This is a genomic window from Gluconobacter morbifer G707, assembly GCF_000234355.1.
GTDB lineage: Bacteria > Pseudomonadota > Alphaproteobacteria > Acetobacterales > Acetobacteraceae > Gluconobacter > Gluconobacter morbifer.
In genome coordinates this window covers 50,883-68,188 of sequence record NZ_AGQV01000013.1, presented here as the reverse complement: position 1 = coordinate 68,188, position 17,306 = coordinate 50,883, and the positions used below count along the sequence as shown (strand labels likewise).

Sequence of the window (17,306 nt, the reverse complement as noted above, 5' to 3'; positions counted from 1 at the left end):
CAAAGGGCTATTCCGGCCCGGGATGCGTTGCCATCACTCGATCTTTCGGCAAGAAGACAAACAGATTGGGTTGGTTGGAGAGAAATGACATGATGCAACGATCCGTTGTGCGGACCTGGCTTGTCCGGGCTGGGTTCACTACCGGCGTATCGATGCTGATCATGGGAATGGCACAGGCGCAGCCAGTGAAGGGGCTTTATGTCTCTGGTGAGGGCGGTGCCAGCTTCAACCAGGATCAGACCGTTCGGCTCTCTCCCGTCTTTCCCAGCGGACGTGACCATTATCAGGCCGGCGTGACCGGACTCGGAGCCATCGGCTGGGGACTGGGAAACGGCTTCCGCGTGGAAGTCGAGGGAAATTACCGTAACAACCGCCTCCAGCAGTTCCGCAGCTCCCAGTTTCCCTCGTCAACCGGCGGACGGCAGCAGCAGTCCGGCATCATGGCCAATGCGCTGTTCGATCTGGATATCGGCTCCCGCTACGTGTTCCCGTATTTTGGTGCAGGTATCGGTTACGGCTGGCAGCACATGAATACCTATGTATATGGACGGAACAACACGTTCAGCCAGCATGTTGGCGGGACGGCCGGGAATTTTGCCTATCAGGGCATGTTCGGCCTCTCTTTCCCCATTCCGCGTGCTCCGGGTCTGTCCGCGACGGCGGAATACCGTTTCTACACGATGCTGGGTCCGAACGGTCATCACGCCACGGCCAACGGCGTCTATGGCGGCTGGGACCAGACGAAGGAATCCGGCTTCTCTGACGGAAACCGGGACACACGGACCGACTTCAACCATTCCCTGATGCTGGGACTGCGTTACGAGTTCGATCCCGCGCCTCCGCCGCCGAAGCCACATGCAGCGCCAATGCCGATTCCCGCCCCCTCACCCACCCGCAGCTATCTGGTCTTCTTCGACTGGGACTCGGCAGATCTGACGGAACGGGCACGGGCCATCGTGGAAACGGCAGCCAGGAACTCGACCTCCGTGCAGGTCACCCATATCCAGATCAATGGCTACACGGACAATTCCGCCGCGCATCCGGGCGAACGCGGGAAAGCCTATAATCTCGCCCTTTCGCAGCGCCGGGCTGAAACCGTCAGGGCCGAACTGATCCGCGATGGCGTGGCATCCGGCCTGATCACGACGCAGGGTTTTGGCGAAGAGCACCCGCTTGTCGTGACCGCGGCAGACACACGCGAGCCGCAGAACCGGCGCGTGGAAATCGACTTCAAGTAAAACGCCTTTTCTTTTCCACGCCCGTTCCAACCGGCTTTTCGTTCAGAAAGGCCGGTTTTTTCATGCCTTGCACACAAAAAACGGGCAGGGATTGCTCCCTGCCCGTTTCTCCGGAGCCGCCGGGAATCAGTGGTGGCGGGGCGTTGTTGTACGACGCCGAGTGGTCGTCTTCGTCTTTTTCGTAGAGGTTGAGGCTACCGGAGCGGGCGTCGCAACCGGAGCGGGGCGTGCCACTACGACACCGGTTGCGTCCACCGTCGCCGTGATGACGAGGTGCTCGCGCTTGCCGCCATTGCCGGGAATCAGTTCCGCCGTGAACGTGTCCGTGCCGGCATAGGCCGTGGCCGGCGTATAATTCACATAGGTATGGCCATCGTAGTTGTAGAGGAAGGCCTTGCCGTGTTCGGGCGCCGGATCGACGCCGAAAGAGGTATAGCTCCCTCCCATGGGGAGAGGCTTCTGGACAGCAATGGAACACAGCCCGTCATCGCTGCGAACCGTCATGTTGACGTGCATCGTGCCATCCGGCGCCCTCGTGACGGGAGACACCCGACAGACGGCGGAGACCTTCTGGTAACCGAAAGGATTCGGGGCAACGGAACGCTGAACGATCGGCTTCTGGGCACAACCGGAAAGAAGCAGCGACACGGCGAATGCCGAGCCTAGGATAATCGCGGAACCTCGCAGACGCACGGTCAACTCCAACGCAGCGTGACAGGACAAGCCGCGTGTTCCGCGGCAGACAGACGTTCGCATGTAGAACAGGACGCGACGGGACGAAAGCCTGTGCGGCGTCCGGAGACTCCGTTTGAGGGCATTTTCTGCCCGAAGGGGAATAAATTGCCTTTGAACTGTGCTACGCCCATTTTCCGCCACGAAATTATGTTGCACCTTAAGTGCTTGCTGCACCTTTCTCACATGGGGAATCACCCGGTTGCGGGTTCTGGCCCATGGGTGATCCGCTGATCTGTATGTGGGTGGCCGTTCCGGCCTTCTGGAGTCTGTCGATGCTGTCGATCTTCCGTTCTTCCTTTACGCGCCTGGCCGCTGCCGGGTTCACTTTTTCCACGCTTCTGGCCGCCGCCGCGCCTGTGAACGCGCAGGCTGCACAATGCGGCAACTCGCCGGCACATGAAGCCTTTGACGTTCAGGGCCTGAAATCCGAACTGATGGTGACGGCCCTCTCCTGCAAGGCGCAGGACCGGTACAATGCCTTTGTTGCGAAGTTCCGCCCGGCCCTTCTGGATGCGGAAAAGCGTCTCGATGGCTATTTCCGTACGACCTATGGCCGCCGCGCGCAGGCCGAACGTGATGATTACATCACCCAGCTGGCTGACATTCAGTCCCTTGGCGGCCTGAAATCCGGCACGGTCTTCTGCCAGCAGCGCGAAGCGATGTTCGACGAGATCGACGCGCTGGAAACAAGCTCCGATCTGGCTCACTACGCCGAAGCAAAGGACGTGGCTCAGCCTGCATCCTACGAAAGCTGCGAAGCACCGGGCGGTGTGGACCGTCATTCGCGTCATGGCAGCACCGCGACACGCCGTTCTTCCAGCACGTCGCGCCATCTTCACCGCGCCTGAAACCGGAAGAGTCGCCCTGTCCCGCAGCGTTCGCTTGACGTTCCGTGATGGGGCGGCGACAACGCAGACATGAGCGATCTGTTCGAGTCAGGCAAGACGGGCAAACCCGGAGGCAAGGCCACCCGCGCCAGAGCGGGCGGCGAGGCCGAATACGGAGCCCACGATATCGAGGTGCTGGAAGGGCTTGAGCCTGTCCGGCGCCGTCCCGGCATGTATATCGGCGGCACGGATGATACCGCCTATCATCATCTGGCCTCCGAAATCCTCGACAATGCCATGGATGAAGCCGTGGCAGGCCATGCCAGCAGCATCGAGGTGCGGCTGGAAGGCCCGCGCACGCTCATGGTGCGCGATAACGGTCGCGGCATCCCGACGGACCCTCATCCCAAATTTCCCGACAAATCCGCCTTGGAAGTCATTTTCACCACGCTTCATGCCGGTGGCAAGTTTTCCGGCAAGGCCTATGACACATCCGGCGGACTGCACGGCGTCGGCAGTTCCGTCGTCAATGCCCTGTCCGAAAAGCTGGAAGTGGAAGTCGCGCGGGATCGCACGCTTTACCGGCAGAATTTCGTCCGGGGTGCGCCTGTCGCCGCACTGGCGGCGATCGGCAACGCGCCCAACCGCCGGGGCACCACCGTGCGCTTTACACCGGACCCGGAAATCTTCGGAAGCCATCACTTTTCTCCGGCCCGACTTTACCGGATGTGCTGTTCCAAGGCGGCCCTGTTCCGCGGGGTCACCATCCAGTGGCGCTGCAATCCTGAACTGATCAAGGCCGGCGACGAAACCCCGACCGAAGCGACCATCCAGTTCCCCAACGGACTGGAAGATGCACTCAACGCTGAACTCGGCGCCGATCCGGCCCTTCTGGCTCCTGTCTGGGCCGGGACGGCAGATCTGCCCGTAGCGGCGGATGGCCGTACGGGTGGGCGCGTGGAATGGGCGGTCGCTTTCCTTGAAAGCGGGACCGCTTCCCTCACATCCTATTGCAACACGATTCCCACGCCCCAGGGTGGCACGCATGAGGCGGGCTTCCGGGCGGCACTGGTGAAGGGTTTCCGCGCCTGGGGCGATCAGCGCAAGGTCAAGCGCGCAGGCGCGATCACGGCCGAGGACGTGCTGGGCTCCGTGGCGGCCAAGCTGTCCGTCTTCATCCGCGATCCACAGTTCCAGGGCCAGACCAAGGACAAGCTGACCTCGCAGGAAGCCTCCCGCCTCGTGGAAGGCGCCCTGCGCGACCGGACGGATCACTGGCTGGGCGGCAATCCGCAACAGGCGGACAACCTTCTGGCGTTCATGGTGGAACGGGCGGAAGAACGCCTGCGCCGCCGCGAGGTCAAGGAAACCGCCCGCAAGAGCGCAACGCGCAAGCTGCGCCTGCCCGGCAAGCTGACGGACTGCACGCGCGAGAACGCCTCGGAGACGGAAATCTTCCTCGTGGAAGGCGAATCGGCTGGCGGATCGGCCCGGCAGGCCCGTGACCGCGAAACGCAGGCCGTCCTGCCGCTGCGGGGCAAGATCCTGAATGTCGCCTCCGCCACCACGGACAAGCTGCGCGCGAATCAGGAGCTGCGCGACCTCACGGAAGCCTTGGGCTGCGGTCTGGGATCGACCTTCGACATCGAGAAGCTGCGTTATGGCCGCGTCATCATCATGACCGATGCGGACGTGGACGGCGCCCATATCGCGTCCCTGCTGATGACGTTCTTCTATCGCGAAATGCCGGAACTGATCCGGCGCGGACATCTCCATCTCGCACAGCCGCCGCTCTATCGTCTCACCCATGGACCGAAAACGATCTATGCGATGGACGACAATGACCGCGAGCGCCGCATCCGGACAGATTTCAAGCCGAATGCGAAAGTCGAGGTGTCCCGCTTCAAGGGGCTGGGCGAAATGCCGGTGAAGGACCTCAAGGAAACGACGATGGACCCTGCGCGACGGACGCTGCTGCGCGTCATCGCGCCGCCCGAAGACCGGCTGGCCACCAGCGAACGCGTGGAAAGCCTGATGGGACGGCGGCCGGAACTGCGCTTCCGGTTCATTCAGGAACATGCCCGTTCCGTTGATGAGATGCTCGACGTCTGAGTGTGAACAGCACTGTCCAGCCCCATGAACGTCATGACCAGCTGAAAGCGGTCGGTTGCCTGATCGGAGGGATTTCCTCCTTCCAGATCGGAGCTTCGCTGGCCAAGGGTCTGTTCCCGTATTTCGGCCCAACGGGCATGGTCGGGCTGCGCGTGTGTCTGGCCGCTGTCATCCTGCTCTGCATCTGGCGGCCCACGCGGGGCACGCTGACGACCGAACGCCTTAAATTGCTGATCCCTTACGGCGCATCCGTGGCGATCATGAATTTCTGCTTTTATGTCGCGCTGGTCCGGCTGCCGCTGGGGATCGTGGTGGCGCTGGAATTCACAGGCCCCCTGACCCTTGCCCTCACGGGATCACGCCGATGGCTGGATCTGTGCTGGACGCTGTTCGTGATTGCAGGGCTGTACCTGCTGCTCCGCCCGGAAGGCGCAGCCACCGGAGGGTTTCATTCCCTCGACCTGTTCGGGATCGCCGCGGCTCTGCTCAGTGGATGCGGATGGATCATCTATATCCTGACCGGGACCCGGATGGGGAACATGTTTCCCGCCCCTGTCGCCACCACGCTTGGCATGACGACGGCGGGCATCCTGTTGCTGCCCTGCCTGATTCCCGTCCTCCCGGCTGTTGTCCATCATCCCTGGCAGGGGGGTGAGGCGCTGAGCGTGGCAGTCCTGTCCTCGGCGGTGCCCTATATCCTCGACATGATGGCCATGCGCCGCCTGACACCCCGTGATCTGGGCATCCTCCTCAGCATGGAACCGATGCTGGGCGCAGTTTCCGGGTTCGTCTTCCTGCACGAAGCGCTCTCCGCCTCGCGGTGGCTGGGTGTCCTGTGCATTGTCGTGGCCTCAGCCGGGAACGTGCTGACGGGACGGAAAAAAACCACAGCGCATTAAACGCGGCCCCTTGAGAACAGACTGGCCGGACGCCGCCGTGACCCGCATCAAGCGGACTCAGGGCATTCCCTACCGAAACGGATGCTCCGGTCCCGACGCTTCTCTTGCCCAGAGCCGGCGATCACTGACAGACCCGCTTTTCTAAATCCTCACCAGCCGAAAACTGGCGGAAAATACGCCCCGCCCCTATTTCTCCCTCTTGACCGGAGACTGGCGCGGACGTCTGATGCGCCGGTCATGTCCCGCACGTCCCACTTTCCGAACAGACGGTCACCAGCCAGCGTGCTGGCTCTTGTCGTTCTGATTCTGGCGGGTTTTCTGGGGCAGCTCGTTCTTCAGGGCTGCGCCTATCCGGGAGAAGCACCCCGGGCAACCATCGAGCGCCTGACGGGCATCGACATCGCACCGGGCATGAGCAGTTCCGGGATGATGAGAGCCTCCCATCATCACATGATGGGTCATCATCACATGATGGGTCATCATCACATGATGGGTCATCATCATCACGTCCATTCCCCTGACGGCGCCTGCCCGCTCTGCCCCCTGCTGGAACTTCTGGCAGTTATCCTGACGGTCCTGCCCGTTATTCCCGGTGCCGGGCTCATCATACAGTCCCGACAGAGCCGTCCCGGTTCTCCACGTGCGCCGCCTGCCACCGCACGTTTTCTTCCACCCTCTCGCGGTCCGCCCCTCGCCGTCTGAACGAACGTCTTTCCGGCTGCGGCAGGATCGTCACCGGCACGTGCTTTTCCCCTTTTTACAGGAGAAATCCGTGCGCACCGGGAGATGATCCGCCTTGGCCGGTTCTTTCAGCACCGCTGAGGACAATGGATCATGATCCCGGTTTCCAGAGCCGAGGGCTGGCGTCGCCTGCACGCCATGTCCGTTTTCATCGTGGGATGCGCGCTGCCTGTTCTGGCTGCGGCCCAGAGCGTATCCACACCACAGACTGCACAGACTTCCACAACGGATGTGGAAGCGACAGCCGCCGAACAGCTGACCGTCACCGGCGTGCACCATCCCCAGACCACAAGCGCCGATACCGCGCATCTGCTAGACCAGTCGCTGGGATACAGCACCTATTCGGCAGGAGGAGTGTCCGCCCTGCCCGTCCTGAACGGGATGGCGGATGACCGCGTGGCGACGGAAGTGGACGGAATGCGGATCGCCGCCGCCTGCCCCAACCACATGAACCCCGCCATGTCCTATGTGGACCCGGACAGTGTTTCCAAAGCGGTCGCCATTGCGGGGATCACCCCGGTCAGCATTGGCGGTGACAGCACGGGCGGCACGGTCCAGATCGAACGCAGGGACCCGCAATTCGCCCAGAGCGGCAATATCCTCGTCACCGGCCACGTGCGGGGTGATTATCGCAGCAATGGCGGTGGCTCCGGCGCCTCCGGCTCCCTGACCGTTGCGAATGACACGCTCAGCCTGCGTTACACCGCCTCCTATTCCCATGCCAGCGACTACCGTTCGGGCGGGAACGACCAGCAGGTGCGTTCAACGGATTACCTGAGCTTCAACCATGCCGTCACACTGGGAGTAAAGAAGGCCAATCACCTTCTGGCCCTGACCTTCGGTCAGCAGGACATCCCTTACGAGGGGTTTCCCAACCAGTACATGGACATGACGAACAACCGCTCCACCTTCCTGAACGGGAAATACAAGGGGGATTTCAACTGGGGCACGCTGGAAGCTCGTGGCTTCTGGCAGCGTGTCTCGCATGTCATGGATATGCTGGATGACAAGGGCGGCCACTCCGCCACGACCGGTATGCCCATGAACACGGATGAGCGGACGGCGGGATATGCCCTGAAAGCCACCATTCCGCTGGGTCTGAAACATAAGCTGACCCTCGGCAGTTCCTTTGATCATAACGGCCTGAATGACTGGTGGCCGCCCCTTCAGGGCAGCATGATGATGGGGCCGGGAACCTTCCACAACATCAATAACGGCCACCGGGACCGTCTGGGTCATTACGCGGAATGGGACGCACAGTGGCTCCCCCGCTTTTCGACGCAGCTCGGATTTCGCAGTGATCTGGTCATGATGAATACGGGGCAGGTCGCGCCCTATTCCTGGACAGGCATGATGTCCATGGCCGACACCATGGCGGCAAAAGCATTCAACGCGGCATCACGCGCACGGACGGATGTGAATTTCGACGTCACGGCCACCGGCCGCTGGCATCCGCTCGACAGCCTGACCATCGAGGGCGGCTATGCCCGCAAGACACGTTCCCCGAACCTGTATGAGCGCTATGCCTGGGGCATGGGCAGCATGTCCACACGCATGATCGGGTGGTTCGGCGACGGAAACGGGTATGTGGGCAACCTCAACCTGACGCCGGAAGTCGCCAATACCGCCAGCGTGACGATCAACTGGCATGATCCTACCCCTGCGAAGCGGTGGGACGTGAAGATCCAGCCCTATTACACCTACACCCACAACTACATAAACGTCCGCCGGATCGGGAGCTTCTCGAACGGCCTGTCCATGCTCCGCTTCGTCAATCACAATGCCCAGAGCTATGGCATCAATGCGTCGGGCGCCCTCCGGCTCTGGGAGACGAAGGCCTTCGGACGGGGAGAACTGGTCGGGAACGTCAACTGGGTGCGGGGCCAGGATCTGGTCACGCATTCCGGCCTGTACCATCAGATGCCAACAAATGGTGTCATCGGCGTGCATGAGACCTATGAGAACTGGACCGGCCGCGTGGAGGTCACGCTGGTGAAATCCAAAAGCACGGTGGACTGGCTGCGCAATGAACCGCGCACGCCCGGCTATGCTCTTCTGGGTCTGGGAGGAAGCTACAAATGGCGGTATTTCACGCTCAATGCGGAACTGGCCAATGTGCTGAACCAGAAATATTACCTGCCGCTCGGCGGCCTCTCACTGGGCGATTATGACGCGACGGGTATTCTGGGGCCGTTGCCGGGCATGGGGCGGTCGTTCAACATGAACCTGACCGCCTCCTTCTGACGCGAAGAACGCGGGAGCGGGTCAGACGCTCTCCGCCACCCAGTTGCGCTTCTTGGTGGAAATGCCGATCCCCGGATTGAAGCAGTTGCACGGATCTAGACTGCGATAATGCGCAATCATCTCGTCCGGCGCCTTGTAGAGATGACCGACGTTGTGCTCCGCCGGGTAGCGCGCCCCACGGGCGTCCAGACCCGGCAGCATGGAATGTTCAACCTCCATGGCGCTGAAGCCTTTCTTCACCACGTAATCCTGGTGCATTACGTGGCAGAAGAAGTGGCCATAATAGAGATTGACGATGAGCTTGTCTTGGATATCTTCCGGAAGGGTCTCGAACCAGTCCCGGTCATTCCGGCGCAGAGCCACGTCGAGCGCCACAATGTCTTCGGCCGTTTTTGTATGGACCGCACGGTAACGGACGGCGGCGCCAGCGGCGGCAAAACGGTGCAGGAACGCACGCTTGCCTTCATCCGGCATACATTCGAAAAACTCCCCGCCCGTGCTGGAGGCCCATTCGGTCAGATACTGGCGGGTTTCATCCGTCAGATCAGCGGCAACCTTGAGCATCAGATGGTGCTCGAAGCGGTCCCGGTAGTCACACATCCGCTTCGGAAGCTGCTTGGGCAGGAAGCGGCTGAAGAACTGCATCGCCAGATCACTGAAATGACTGGGAATGAGCGGCAGACGCTGCGCCAGTACATCGAAACGGGACTTCATGCTGAAGAACATCGGCAGATAGCGCGTGCCGAAATAGCGGATAACGGCAAAAGTATCCTTGCCATATTCCTCCGCAATATTGAACGCATCGCGATGGATGTATTCGCCGGCGATCGGCAGCTCATCGAAATGCGTCAGCATGTGACGGCGCAGGTCTTCGAGGTCGCTGGTGTTGTTGGTACCGATGTAGAAGACCGCGGGGTTCTTCGCCGCCTCGAACGTATCCAGCCGCACGGCGAACACGACCAGCTTGCCCGCACAGCCCGAAGCCTCGTACCAGCGATGCGGATCGGCATTGTACCGGGCCGGCGTGTCGGCATCGACCTCGCGCACATGCGTGGCGTAGCTGGCGTCGTGACCGCGGCCCGCGTTCCAGTCCACGGTGCTGTCCACCAGCCGACCTTCCTGAACAGCAGAAAGGATCTGTTCCGGCTCGCCGGTCAGCCGGATGCCCAGATGATTGACGAGCTGGAGTTTCCCGTCCTCCCCCATCTGGCCGAACAGCGCCATCTCCGTATAGGCCGGACCACGCTGAAGGAGCGCGCCGCCCGAGTTGTTGCTGACACCGCCGAGAACGGAAGCCCCGATACAGGACGACCCGATGACGGAATGCGGCTCGCGTCCGACCTTCGCCAGTTTCTCTTCAAGGTCATGCAAAGTCGAGCCGGGCAGACAGACAACCTGTTTTCCGCCACCAATCAGATGAATACCATCAAGACGGTTTGTGCTGATGATGACGATGTCCCGGTCATAGTCATTGCCATCCGGGGTGGAACCACCTGTCAGGCCGGTATTGGCGGCCTGCATGATGATGATCCGGTCACTTTCCGCGCAGAGCCTGGCGGTGTGCCACAGTTCGATCAGGTTGGCAGGGCGCACGACAGCAAGCACGTTCCCCATTCCGAAGCGGAAGCCTTTCCGGAAGCGGTACGTAGCGCCCGGACGGGTCAGAACATGTCTTTTACCAACGACATTCCGTAAAGAATGAATAAACGATGCTTTTTCGGCCTTTGTGTTTGCCCGTGATGGCGCTGACATACTATTGTCTATCCCTTCCGGCAAAGTTATTGGCACTGCATCTAGCACACGGATGCTTCAGCCGTATTTCAAGCTTCTGTGTTATTTAACGCGACCAAAAAGGCGTTCAAGTTCATTACGGGTCAATTTCAGCCATGTTGGCCTTCCGTGTGAACAGGTATTGGCGCGTGGCGTCCGTTCCATTTCGCGCAGAAGGGCATCCATTTCTTCCGGCTTGAGCCGACGGCCCGCCCTGATGCTGCCGTGACAGGCCATCCGCGCGATCACTGCGTCCAGACGATGGGAAAAGCTGTCCGTACTGCCTGCATCGAGGGCAGGATCATCCGCGAGTTCATCCGCAATGTCCCGCAGCAGCCCCTGTACGTCCTTCGTGCCCAGAAGGGCCGGCACGGAACGAAGCAGGACGCTGCCCGGACCGAAGGATTCCAGTTCGATCCCCAGTTTCGAGAGGTCTTCCGTGCAGGCCAGGAGCGCCTCGGCTTCCCGGCGCGGCAGATCCACGACCTCGGGCAGCAGAAGCGCCTGTGACCGAAGGTGCCCGCTGGCGTACTGCGCGCGCAGGCGCTCATGCGTCAGGCGTTCATGGGCCGCATGCTGGTCCACGAGGACGAGATCACCGTCCGGAGCCACGGCGATAATGTAGGTGTCGAAAACTTGTGCGATGGCAGCGCCCAGCGGAAAAGCGGCATCCAGCGCTTCAGGCTGGCGCGGGACGCGGGCCGCAGGCGCAAATTCCTGATCCGTCTCGGCAAAGCCCTCACGGCGCGGCAGGCTGACGTCCGACGAAACGAAAATGGCCGAGGACGCAGGAGGCAAAGGCGTCCCGTCTTGTTCATCCTGCTCCGCCGTAAAGGCCGGCAGACGCTCTTCCAAGGCCGCCCTGTCCGGTCGGGGCGGATAGGCAATGGAGGGACGCGGGCGACTGCCAAAGCTGGCATGCAGTCCGCCGCCCCTGCTGGACCCATGCCCCAGCGCCCGCCCCAGACCACCGATCACGAGACTTCGGACCTCTGCTTCATCGGCAAAACGGAGTTCCGTCTTGGCGGGATGGACGTTCACGTCCAGCCGCTCCAGCGGGACCTTCAGATGCAGCGCCATGACGGGAAAACGCCCCCGCTCGATCACGGGACGATAGGCCACGCGAATGGCGGTCCTGAGCATCGGATCCGTGACGGGGCGGTTGTTGACGAGAATGAACTGCCCGGCCCCGGTGGCGCGCGTCCGGGCCGGTCCGCAGGCAAAACCGGACAGCCGCACGGCGCCGCGCTGCTCGTCCAGCAGCAGGAGCATTTCGGGCGTCGTATCCAGGATGGCGGCGGTCCGGGCGATCGGGCTCTGTTCCGGAAGATCGAACAGGAGCCTGTCATCCATCGTCACCCGCATGGCGCAATGCGGCGCGGACAGGGCCAGACGCCGCATCACGGATTCGGCATGGCCACCCTCCACCCGTGCACTTTTGAGGAACTTGCGGCGCGCGGGCGTGGCGAAAAACAGGTCCGTGACGACGATCCGCGTGCCAGCCGGACCGGATGCGGGCTGCGGTGGCGTGATGACACCGCCGTCCACCCTCAGGCACCAGGCCGTGTCCGCGTCCGGCGTGCGGGACGTGATGGAAAGACGGGCGCTCGCTCCGATGGACGGCAGGGCCTCGCCCCGGAAGCCGAGCGTGCGGATCTGGACCAGATGCTCGTCATGCAATTTGGAAGTACAGTGACGCTCGACCGCCAGTTCAAGCTCAGCGGGCGTCATGCCGCAGCCATTGTCGGTGACGTCGATCCGATCCGTTCCGCCACCCCGGAGTGCGACGGAAATGCGCGTCGCCCCCGCGTCAATGGCGTTCTCGACCAGTTCCTTCAGGGCTGCGGCTGGCCGCTCGATGACCTCGCCTGCGGCGATCAGGTCAATGACATGCCCGGAAAGACGACGGATGCTGGAACGGGGGGAAGAAGTCTCAGACATGACGGTCCTTCATGATCTGGACGGCAGCAGATCGTTCCGCCGGCATCCCTGAGAGACGCCGGATATGGAAGACAGCGTTTCCGGGATCAGAAGACGCCGAGGACACGGCCTTTCTTGCGGACAGTCGGCGTCGCTCCGGTGGCCGCATTGCGTCCAAGGGCGGAATTCTCACGGATACGACGGTTTTCGGCGTCCCCATCGACGACGGAACCGGCGGAGCCGCCCTTCCAGAACATAATGTTGTCCACGAAGCCCGCATCAGCCGCGCCCAGTTCGGCGTTGTTCGGCCCTTCCGCCGACTTGTCCACCTGCCCGACGAGAGCGGACTGCCCGGGGCTGTTGCTTCCCACGTTGGGATGCACCGCCGTATCGGGAGACAGGGTTTCGAGCGCCTGCATCCGGGGGCTTTCATCCGGACGGTGCGCATCGGCGGCGCCGGGAAGCTGCATCTTTTCCGAAGGCGGCATCGAAAGTGGTGCACGCGTGGTGACGGTATATTCGTCCGGCATGGAACGCTGGAGCCCTAGGGCGCGCGAAACATCGCTGCCGGAACAGCCGGAAAGCAGTAGCCCCACAGAAGCAACGACACCCATCCGGGCGCTGAGACGGGCGGCAGAGAGACGGTAACGACGCATGGAGAGCCCCTGGGACGCGGTCATGATGGAACACTCCTACAGTCCGCATCGCGCGGGGGCAAGTTCCTCAATGCCCCTGCCCCGTCGCAGCCTGCCGCTCCGCCAGAAGAGAGTCGATCAGCCAGACCACCACGCCGCAGACAATCCCCGAATCCGCAACGTTAAAAACGTACCAGGACCAGCCAAAGGCATGGGCATGCAGAAAGTCCACAACGGCACCGTAACGGAGGCGGTCAATGACGTTGCCAATGGCCCCGCCCGCGATTGCGCCACAGGCCCCGGCCACCAGCACACGCTTCGTCCGGGTCATGGTCCAGAGCAGGAGCACGACGGCAATCAGTGAAACCGTGCAGAACACCCACGGCCCCCGCGCACCGAGCCCACCGAACATGCCGAAGGTCACGGCATGGTTCCAGACCATGGTGAAGTTCAGGAATGGCAGAATCGGAACAGATCCGCGATCCGGCAGATGATAGACATACAGGATCCAGTCCTTGCTGGCCTGATCCAACCCAAGGACCAGAACCAGCAGAAGCAGCCCCAGCGCAGAACGGCGCAGACGGGCCCTGTCGGAACGGACAGGCGCCATCAGCCGTCCACCACGTCCGCACAGCGGCAGCACAGCGCCGGATGCGCGGGGTTCGTGCCGACATCCGGCAGGACTTTCCAGCACCGGGCACATTTATGGCCCGGCGCGCGTTCGACCTGCGGACCGCCATGCACCGTTTCACCGGGCAGCAGCTCGATTTCGGCATGGGAGGTGATGAGCAGTTCCGCCCAGTCCACCACACCGAATTTCTCGGCTTCCTCCTGCGACATGGGCAGCGTGACGCTGGCTTCCAGCGACGATCCGATCACCCCGTTGCGTCGGGCCGTTTCCAATTCCGTCGTCACCAGACGGCGGTAGGCCCGGATATCATCCCAGTGGTTGCCAAGTTCCGGGTTGAGCCATTCGGCTTGCGGCTCGAAGAACTGGGCCAGATGAACGCTCTCGTCATCGCCAAACCGCGCGCCCCAGGCTTCTTCCGCCGTAAAGACCAGCACAGGCGCCAGCCAGGTGCAGAGCGCGCGATGCAGGATATCCAGCACCGTCCGCGCAGCGCAGCGCGTCGGATCGGACAATGCATCGCAATAGATCGCATCCTTGCGGATGTCGAAATAGAACGCCGACAGATCCGTGGTGCAGAATCCATGGAGCGCCGGATAGACACCAACCCACTGATGCGTCTCAACCGCACGCGAGATCAGGCCCCGCAGTTCGGACAGGCGGTGCAGGATGTACTGCTCCAGCGGAGGCAGCTCGGCATAAGGCACGGCTTCTTCTTCCGTGAATCCGTCCAGAGCGCCCAGCAGCCAGCGCAGGGTGTTGCGCAGGCGACGGTATAGTTCGCCCTGCTGCTTGAGGATCTCGTTGCCAATGCGCAGGTCTTCGTTCGTATCGGAATTCAGGACCCACAGGCGCAGGATGTCCGCACCGAGCTTTTCCGTCACATCCTTCGGTGCGACCACATTGCCCAGGGATTTGGACATCTTGCGGCCCTGCTCGTCCAGCACGAACCCGTTCGTCACCAGCGCCCTGTAAGGCGCGACACCGAGCGTACCGACGCTTTCCAGCAGGGAGGACTGGAACCAGCCGCGATGCTGGTCCGAACCTTCCAGATAGACATCCGCCGGGAAGTTCAGTCCCTCCTGCCCCAGATCGAAGCGATGGGAGGAACCGCTCTCGAACCAGACATCCACGATGTCAAAGACCTGCTCGTAATCCTCGGCATTGCGATCCGGGCCAAGAAAGGTGGCCGGGTCGGCGGAATACCAGATGTCAGCTCCATGCGTGCGGAAAGCGTCCACGATGCGCTGCATGACTGCGGCATCACGCAGGACCTCACCCGTCCGCTTCTCGACGAAGACGGCAATCGGCACGCCCCAGGCGCGCTGGCGGGAAATGCACCAGTCGGGCCGCTGTTCGATCATGGAGGTCAGACGGCGGCGCGCGGCTTCCGGCACGAACGTCACATTGTCCAGCGCGCTCAGGGCTTTTTCCCGCAGATGCGTCTGTCCGTCCATCGCGATGAACCATTGCGGCGTGGCACGGAAGATGATCGGCGCCTTGGACCGCCAGGAATGCGGATAGGAATGGCGGACCGTACTGCGTCCCATCAGGCCGGTCGGAGGAGCGCCGTCATGTTCGGCGGTCTGGCGCGCTTCCGTCAGCAGGTCGCAGACCGGATCGGCCGCCTTGAAGACATGGATCCCTTCCAGATGCGGCACCCACGGGGCGTAGCGGCCGTCATCCTGAACCAGTTCCGGGACTTCGATGCCGTATTCCCGGCAGAGCAGGAAGTCATCCTGACCGTGGGACGGAGCCATGTGGACAAGGCCCGTACCGGCGTCGGTCGTAACGAAATCCCCCGGCAGCATGGGGACGTCATATTCGTACCCCCGCCCGCGCAGCGGATGGGCGCAGACCGCGCCTTTCAGCGCGCTTCCCGGCAGGGTGTAGAGGATGTTGTGCGCAACGATGCCCGTTTCCGCGCAGAAGGCCTCAACCCGTTCTTCCGCAATGAGGAGCTTCGCGCCCTGCGGGACGAGACTGTTCTCGTTCGTCTCGTCCACACGCAGGACGACGTAGGTGATGTCCGGCCCGTAGGCGAGCGCACGGTTGGCCGGAATGGTCCAGGGCGTCGTGGTCCAGATGACGGCGGAGACACCGGTCAGCGCATGCGCCGGCGTCGGGTCCTTGATGATGGGAAATGCCACGAAAATCGTCGTGGAATCGATGTCGTGATATTCGATTTCGGCTTCGGCCAGCGCCGTCTTTTCGACCGGGCTCCACATGACGGGACGCAGGCCGCGATAGAGGCTTCCGTTCAGGAGAAACTTGCCGATTTCGTCCACGATCTTGGCTTCGGAGCCAAAATCCATCGTGACATAACGGTTCGTCCATTCCGCCTGCACGCCGATGCGCTTGAAATCCTCGGCCTGCTTCTGCACCCATTCCGCCGCATACTGGCGGCATTCGGCACGGAACTGGAGCAGCGGAACCTGATCCTTGTCCTTGCCAGCCTTGCGGTACTGCTCCTCGATGCGCCATTCGATCGGCAGACCGTGACAGTCCCAGCCCGGGAGATAACGGACCTCGAAACCGGACATGCGATGCGCCCGGTTGATGACGTCCTTCATGATCTTGTTCAGCGCATGACCGATGTGAATGTGCCCGTTGGCGTAAGGAGGGCCGTCATGCAGCGTGAAGACCGGGCGTCCCTTCCCGGCGTCACGGATCTTTCCGTCTAGGTCCGTCGCGTCCCAGCGGGCGAGCGTCTCCGGTTCGCGCTTCGGCAGGCCACCCCGCATGGGGAAACCGGTGCGAGGCAGAAAGACGGTGTCGCGGTAGCGGTCCTGCTGTTCCCTGAAGGCGTTATCGGTCTTGTTGGTACTGTTGTCGGACATGGGGACGGGCCAACTTCAATCATTCACAAAAAGGGAACCCATATGGAGAGCGGGACGCAGAATGGTCAAGTCTCGGAAGGGGGAAGCTGGCATGTCGCGGAGATTTCCGCATCCGGAAGGCTCTGCGCGAACAGCCGGCGGCTCCGGAAATCCTGTCCTCTCTGTCGGCCGCCCGGAAAAGGCGGTCGCCTTCCAGGATCAGCGCGAAGCCACGAAACGGTTTTCAGAACTTCGGAAAGAGCGCGAAGCAGGCCAGTGACAGATAGAACATGACCGCCAGAAGGACATGACACATGTAGAGCGGAACGATCACATATCCCCGCCGCCGCGCCCAGCTCATGAGCACACCGAACCCCGCGATGGCGACCGCCAGGGCAACGTTCAGCAGGAGCCTGCTGTCCCCCTGATTCAGAGCGACGAGCAGGAAGACCGCTCCGGCCGAGGCGGACAGGACGTGAACCGGTGTCAGGGCCCTGGGAGGGCGCCTGGCTTCCATGGCCTTGATGCCGAGCCAGACACCCGCAATGACGGTCAGGGTGAAGCACAGCAACGAAATCATCAGCATTTTCTTCTCTCCTCAACCTGAACGCCCGTTTTCATAATACCGGAACAGCGCATCGAATGGTCTGCAAGTGTTCGTGTTCCGAACGGCTCTGGAAAGACTACCGTCCTTTTCCGCATCGACCAACAGATCATCCGGATGGACTCTGTCGTGCA

At 62.0% G+C, this 17,306-nt stretch carries 13 protein-coding genes; 6 read left to right on the top strand and 7 right to left on the bottom strand.

The window, feature by feature from the left end; translation table 11 throughout:
- Positions 1-89 precede the first annotated feature (89 nt).
- The gene (locus GMO_RS12590; RefSeq protein ID WP_040509674.1) at positions 90-1,238 is read left to right on the top strand and encodes an OmpA family protein; all 1,149 of its coding nucleotides are present in this window, start codon (positions 90-92) and stop codon (positions 1,236-1,238) included.
- 126 nt (positions 1,239-1,364) lie between these two features.
- Here the strand turns inward: GMO_RS12590 and GMO_RS12585 are convergent, their stop codons facing one another.
- Positions 1,365-1,931: a hypothetical protein gene (locus tag GMO_RS12585; protein WP_040509722.1), complete on the bottom strand. Its 567-nt coding sequence runs from the start codon at positions 1,929-1,931 to the stop codon at positions 1,365-1,367.
- 314 nt (positions 1,932-2,245) lie between these two features.
- On the opposite strand from GMO_RS12585, the gene GMO_RS12580 reads away from it, so the two are divergent.
- The 5 genes from GMO_RS12580 (at position 2,246) to GMO_RS12560 (ending at position 8,796) form a co-directional block, all read left to right on the top strand.
- Positions 2,246-2,821 (top strand): hypothetical protein, encoded by a 576-nt coding sequence (locus GMO_RS12580; RefSeq protein WP_040509721.1) that lies wholly within the window; start codon positions 2,246-2,248, stop codon positions 2,819-2,821.
- 69 nt (positions 2,822-2,890) lie between these two features.
- Complete coding sequence (gene parE, locus GMO_RS12575) at positions 2,891-4,912, top strand: DNA topoisomerase IV subunit B (protein ID WP_008852818.1); 2,022 nt, start codon at positions 2,891-2,893, stop codon at positions 4,910-4,912.
- Positions 4,913-4,914: 2 nt separating this feature from the next.
- Positions 4,915-5,811, top strand: a complete 897-nt coding sequence (locus GMO_RS12570) for an EamA family transporter (RefSeq protein WP_008852817.1) — start codon at positions 4,915-4,917, stop codon at positions 5,809-5,811.
- A gap of 237 nt (positions 5,812-6,048) precedes the next feature.
- Positions 6,049-6,513, top strand: coding sequence for a DUF2946 family protein (locus GMO_RS12565; protein WP_040509671.1), 465 nt, complete (start codon positions 6,049-6,051; stop codon positions 6,511-6,513).
- 177 nt (positions 6,514-6,690) lie between these two features.
- Positions 6,691-8,796 (top strand): TonB-dependent receptor, encoded by a 2,106-nt coding sequence (locus GMO_RS12560; RefSeq protein ID WP_139064478.1) that lies wholly within the window; start codon positions 6,691-6,693, stop codon positions 8,794-8,796.
- 21 nt (positions 8,797-8,817) lie between these two features.
- Here the strand turns inward: GMO_RS12560 and dld are convergent, their stop codons facing one another.
- The 6 genes from dld to GMO_RS12525 all read right to left on the bottom strand — a co-directional run bounded on the left by dld (position 8,818) and on the right by GMO_RS12525 (position 17,154).
- On the bottom strand, positions 8,818-10,548 hold the full coding sequence (gene dld, locus GMO_RS12555) for a D-lactate dehydrogenase (RefSeq protein ID WP_008852812.1): 1,731 nt from the start codon (positions 10,546-10,548) through the stop codon (positions 8,818-8,820).
- An 81-nt stretch (positions 10,549-10,629) separates the two neighbouring features.
- Positions 10,630-12,507: a DNA mismatch repair endonuclease MutL gene (mutL, locus tag GMO_RS12550; RefSeq protein WP_008852811.1), complete on the bottom strand. Its 1,878-nt coding sequence runs from the start codon at positions 12,505-12,507 to the stop codon at positions 10,630-10,632.
- An 86-nt stretch (positions 12,508-12,593) separates the two neighbouring features.
- Positions 12,594-13,166, bottom strand: a complete 573-nt coding sequence (locus tag GMO_RS12545) for a DUF3035 domain-containing protein (RefSeq protein WP_040509668.1) — start codon at positions 13,164-13,166, stop codon at positions 12,594-12,596.
- Between the two features lie 43 nt (positions 13,167-13,209).
- Positions 13,210-13,731, bottom strand: coding sequence for a signal peptidase II (gene lspA, locus GMO_RS12540; protein WP_050801485.1), 522 nt, complete (start codon positions 13,729-13,731; stop codon positions 13,210-13,212).
- Positions 13,731-16,589, bottom strand: coding sequence for an isoleucine--tRNA ligase (gene ileS / locus GMO_RS12535; RefSeq protein WP_008852807.1), 2,859 nt, complete (start codon positions 16,587-16,589; stop codon positions 13,731-13,733). Before ileS ends, lspA begins: the two co-directional genes overlap by 1 nt.
- 223 nt (positions 16,590-16,812) lie before the next feature.
- Positions 16,813-17,154 carry a hypothetical protein gene (locus GMO_RS12525; RefSeq protein ID WP_008852806.1) on the bottom strand — a complete coding sequence of 114 codons (342 nt, stop codon included), beginning with the start codon at positions 17,152-17,154 and terminating at the stop codon, positions 16,813-16,815.
- Positions 17,155-17,306 lie beyond the last annotated feature (152 nt).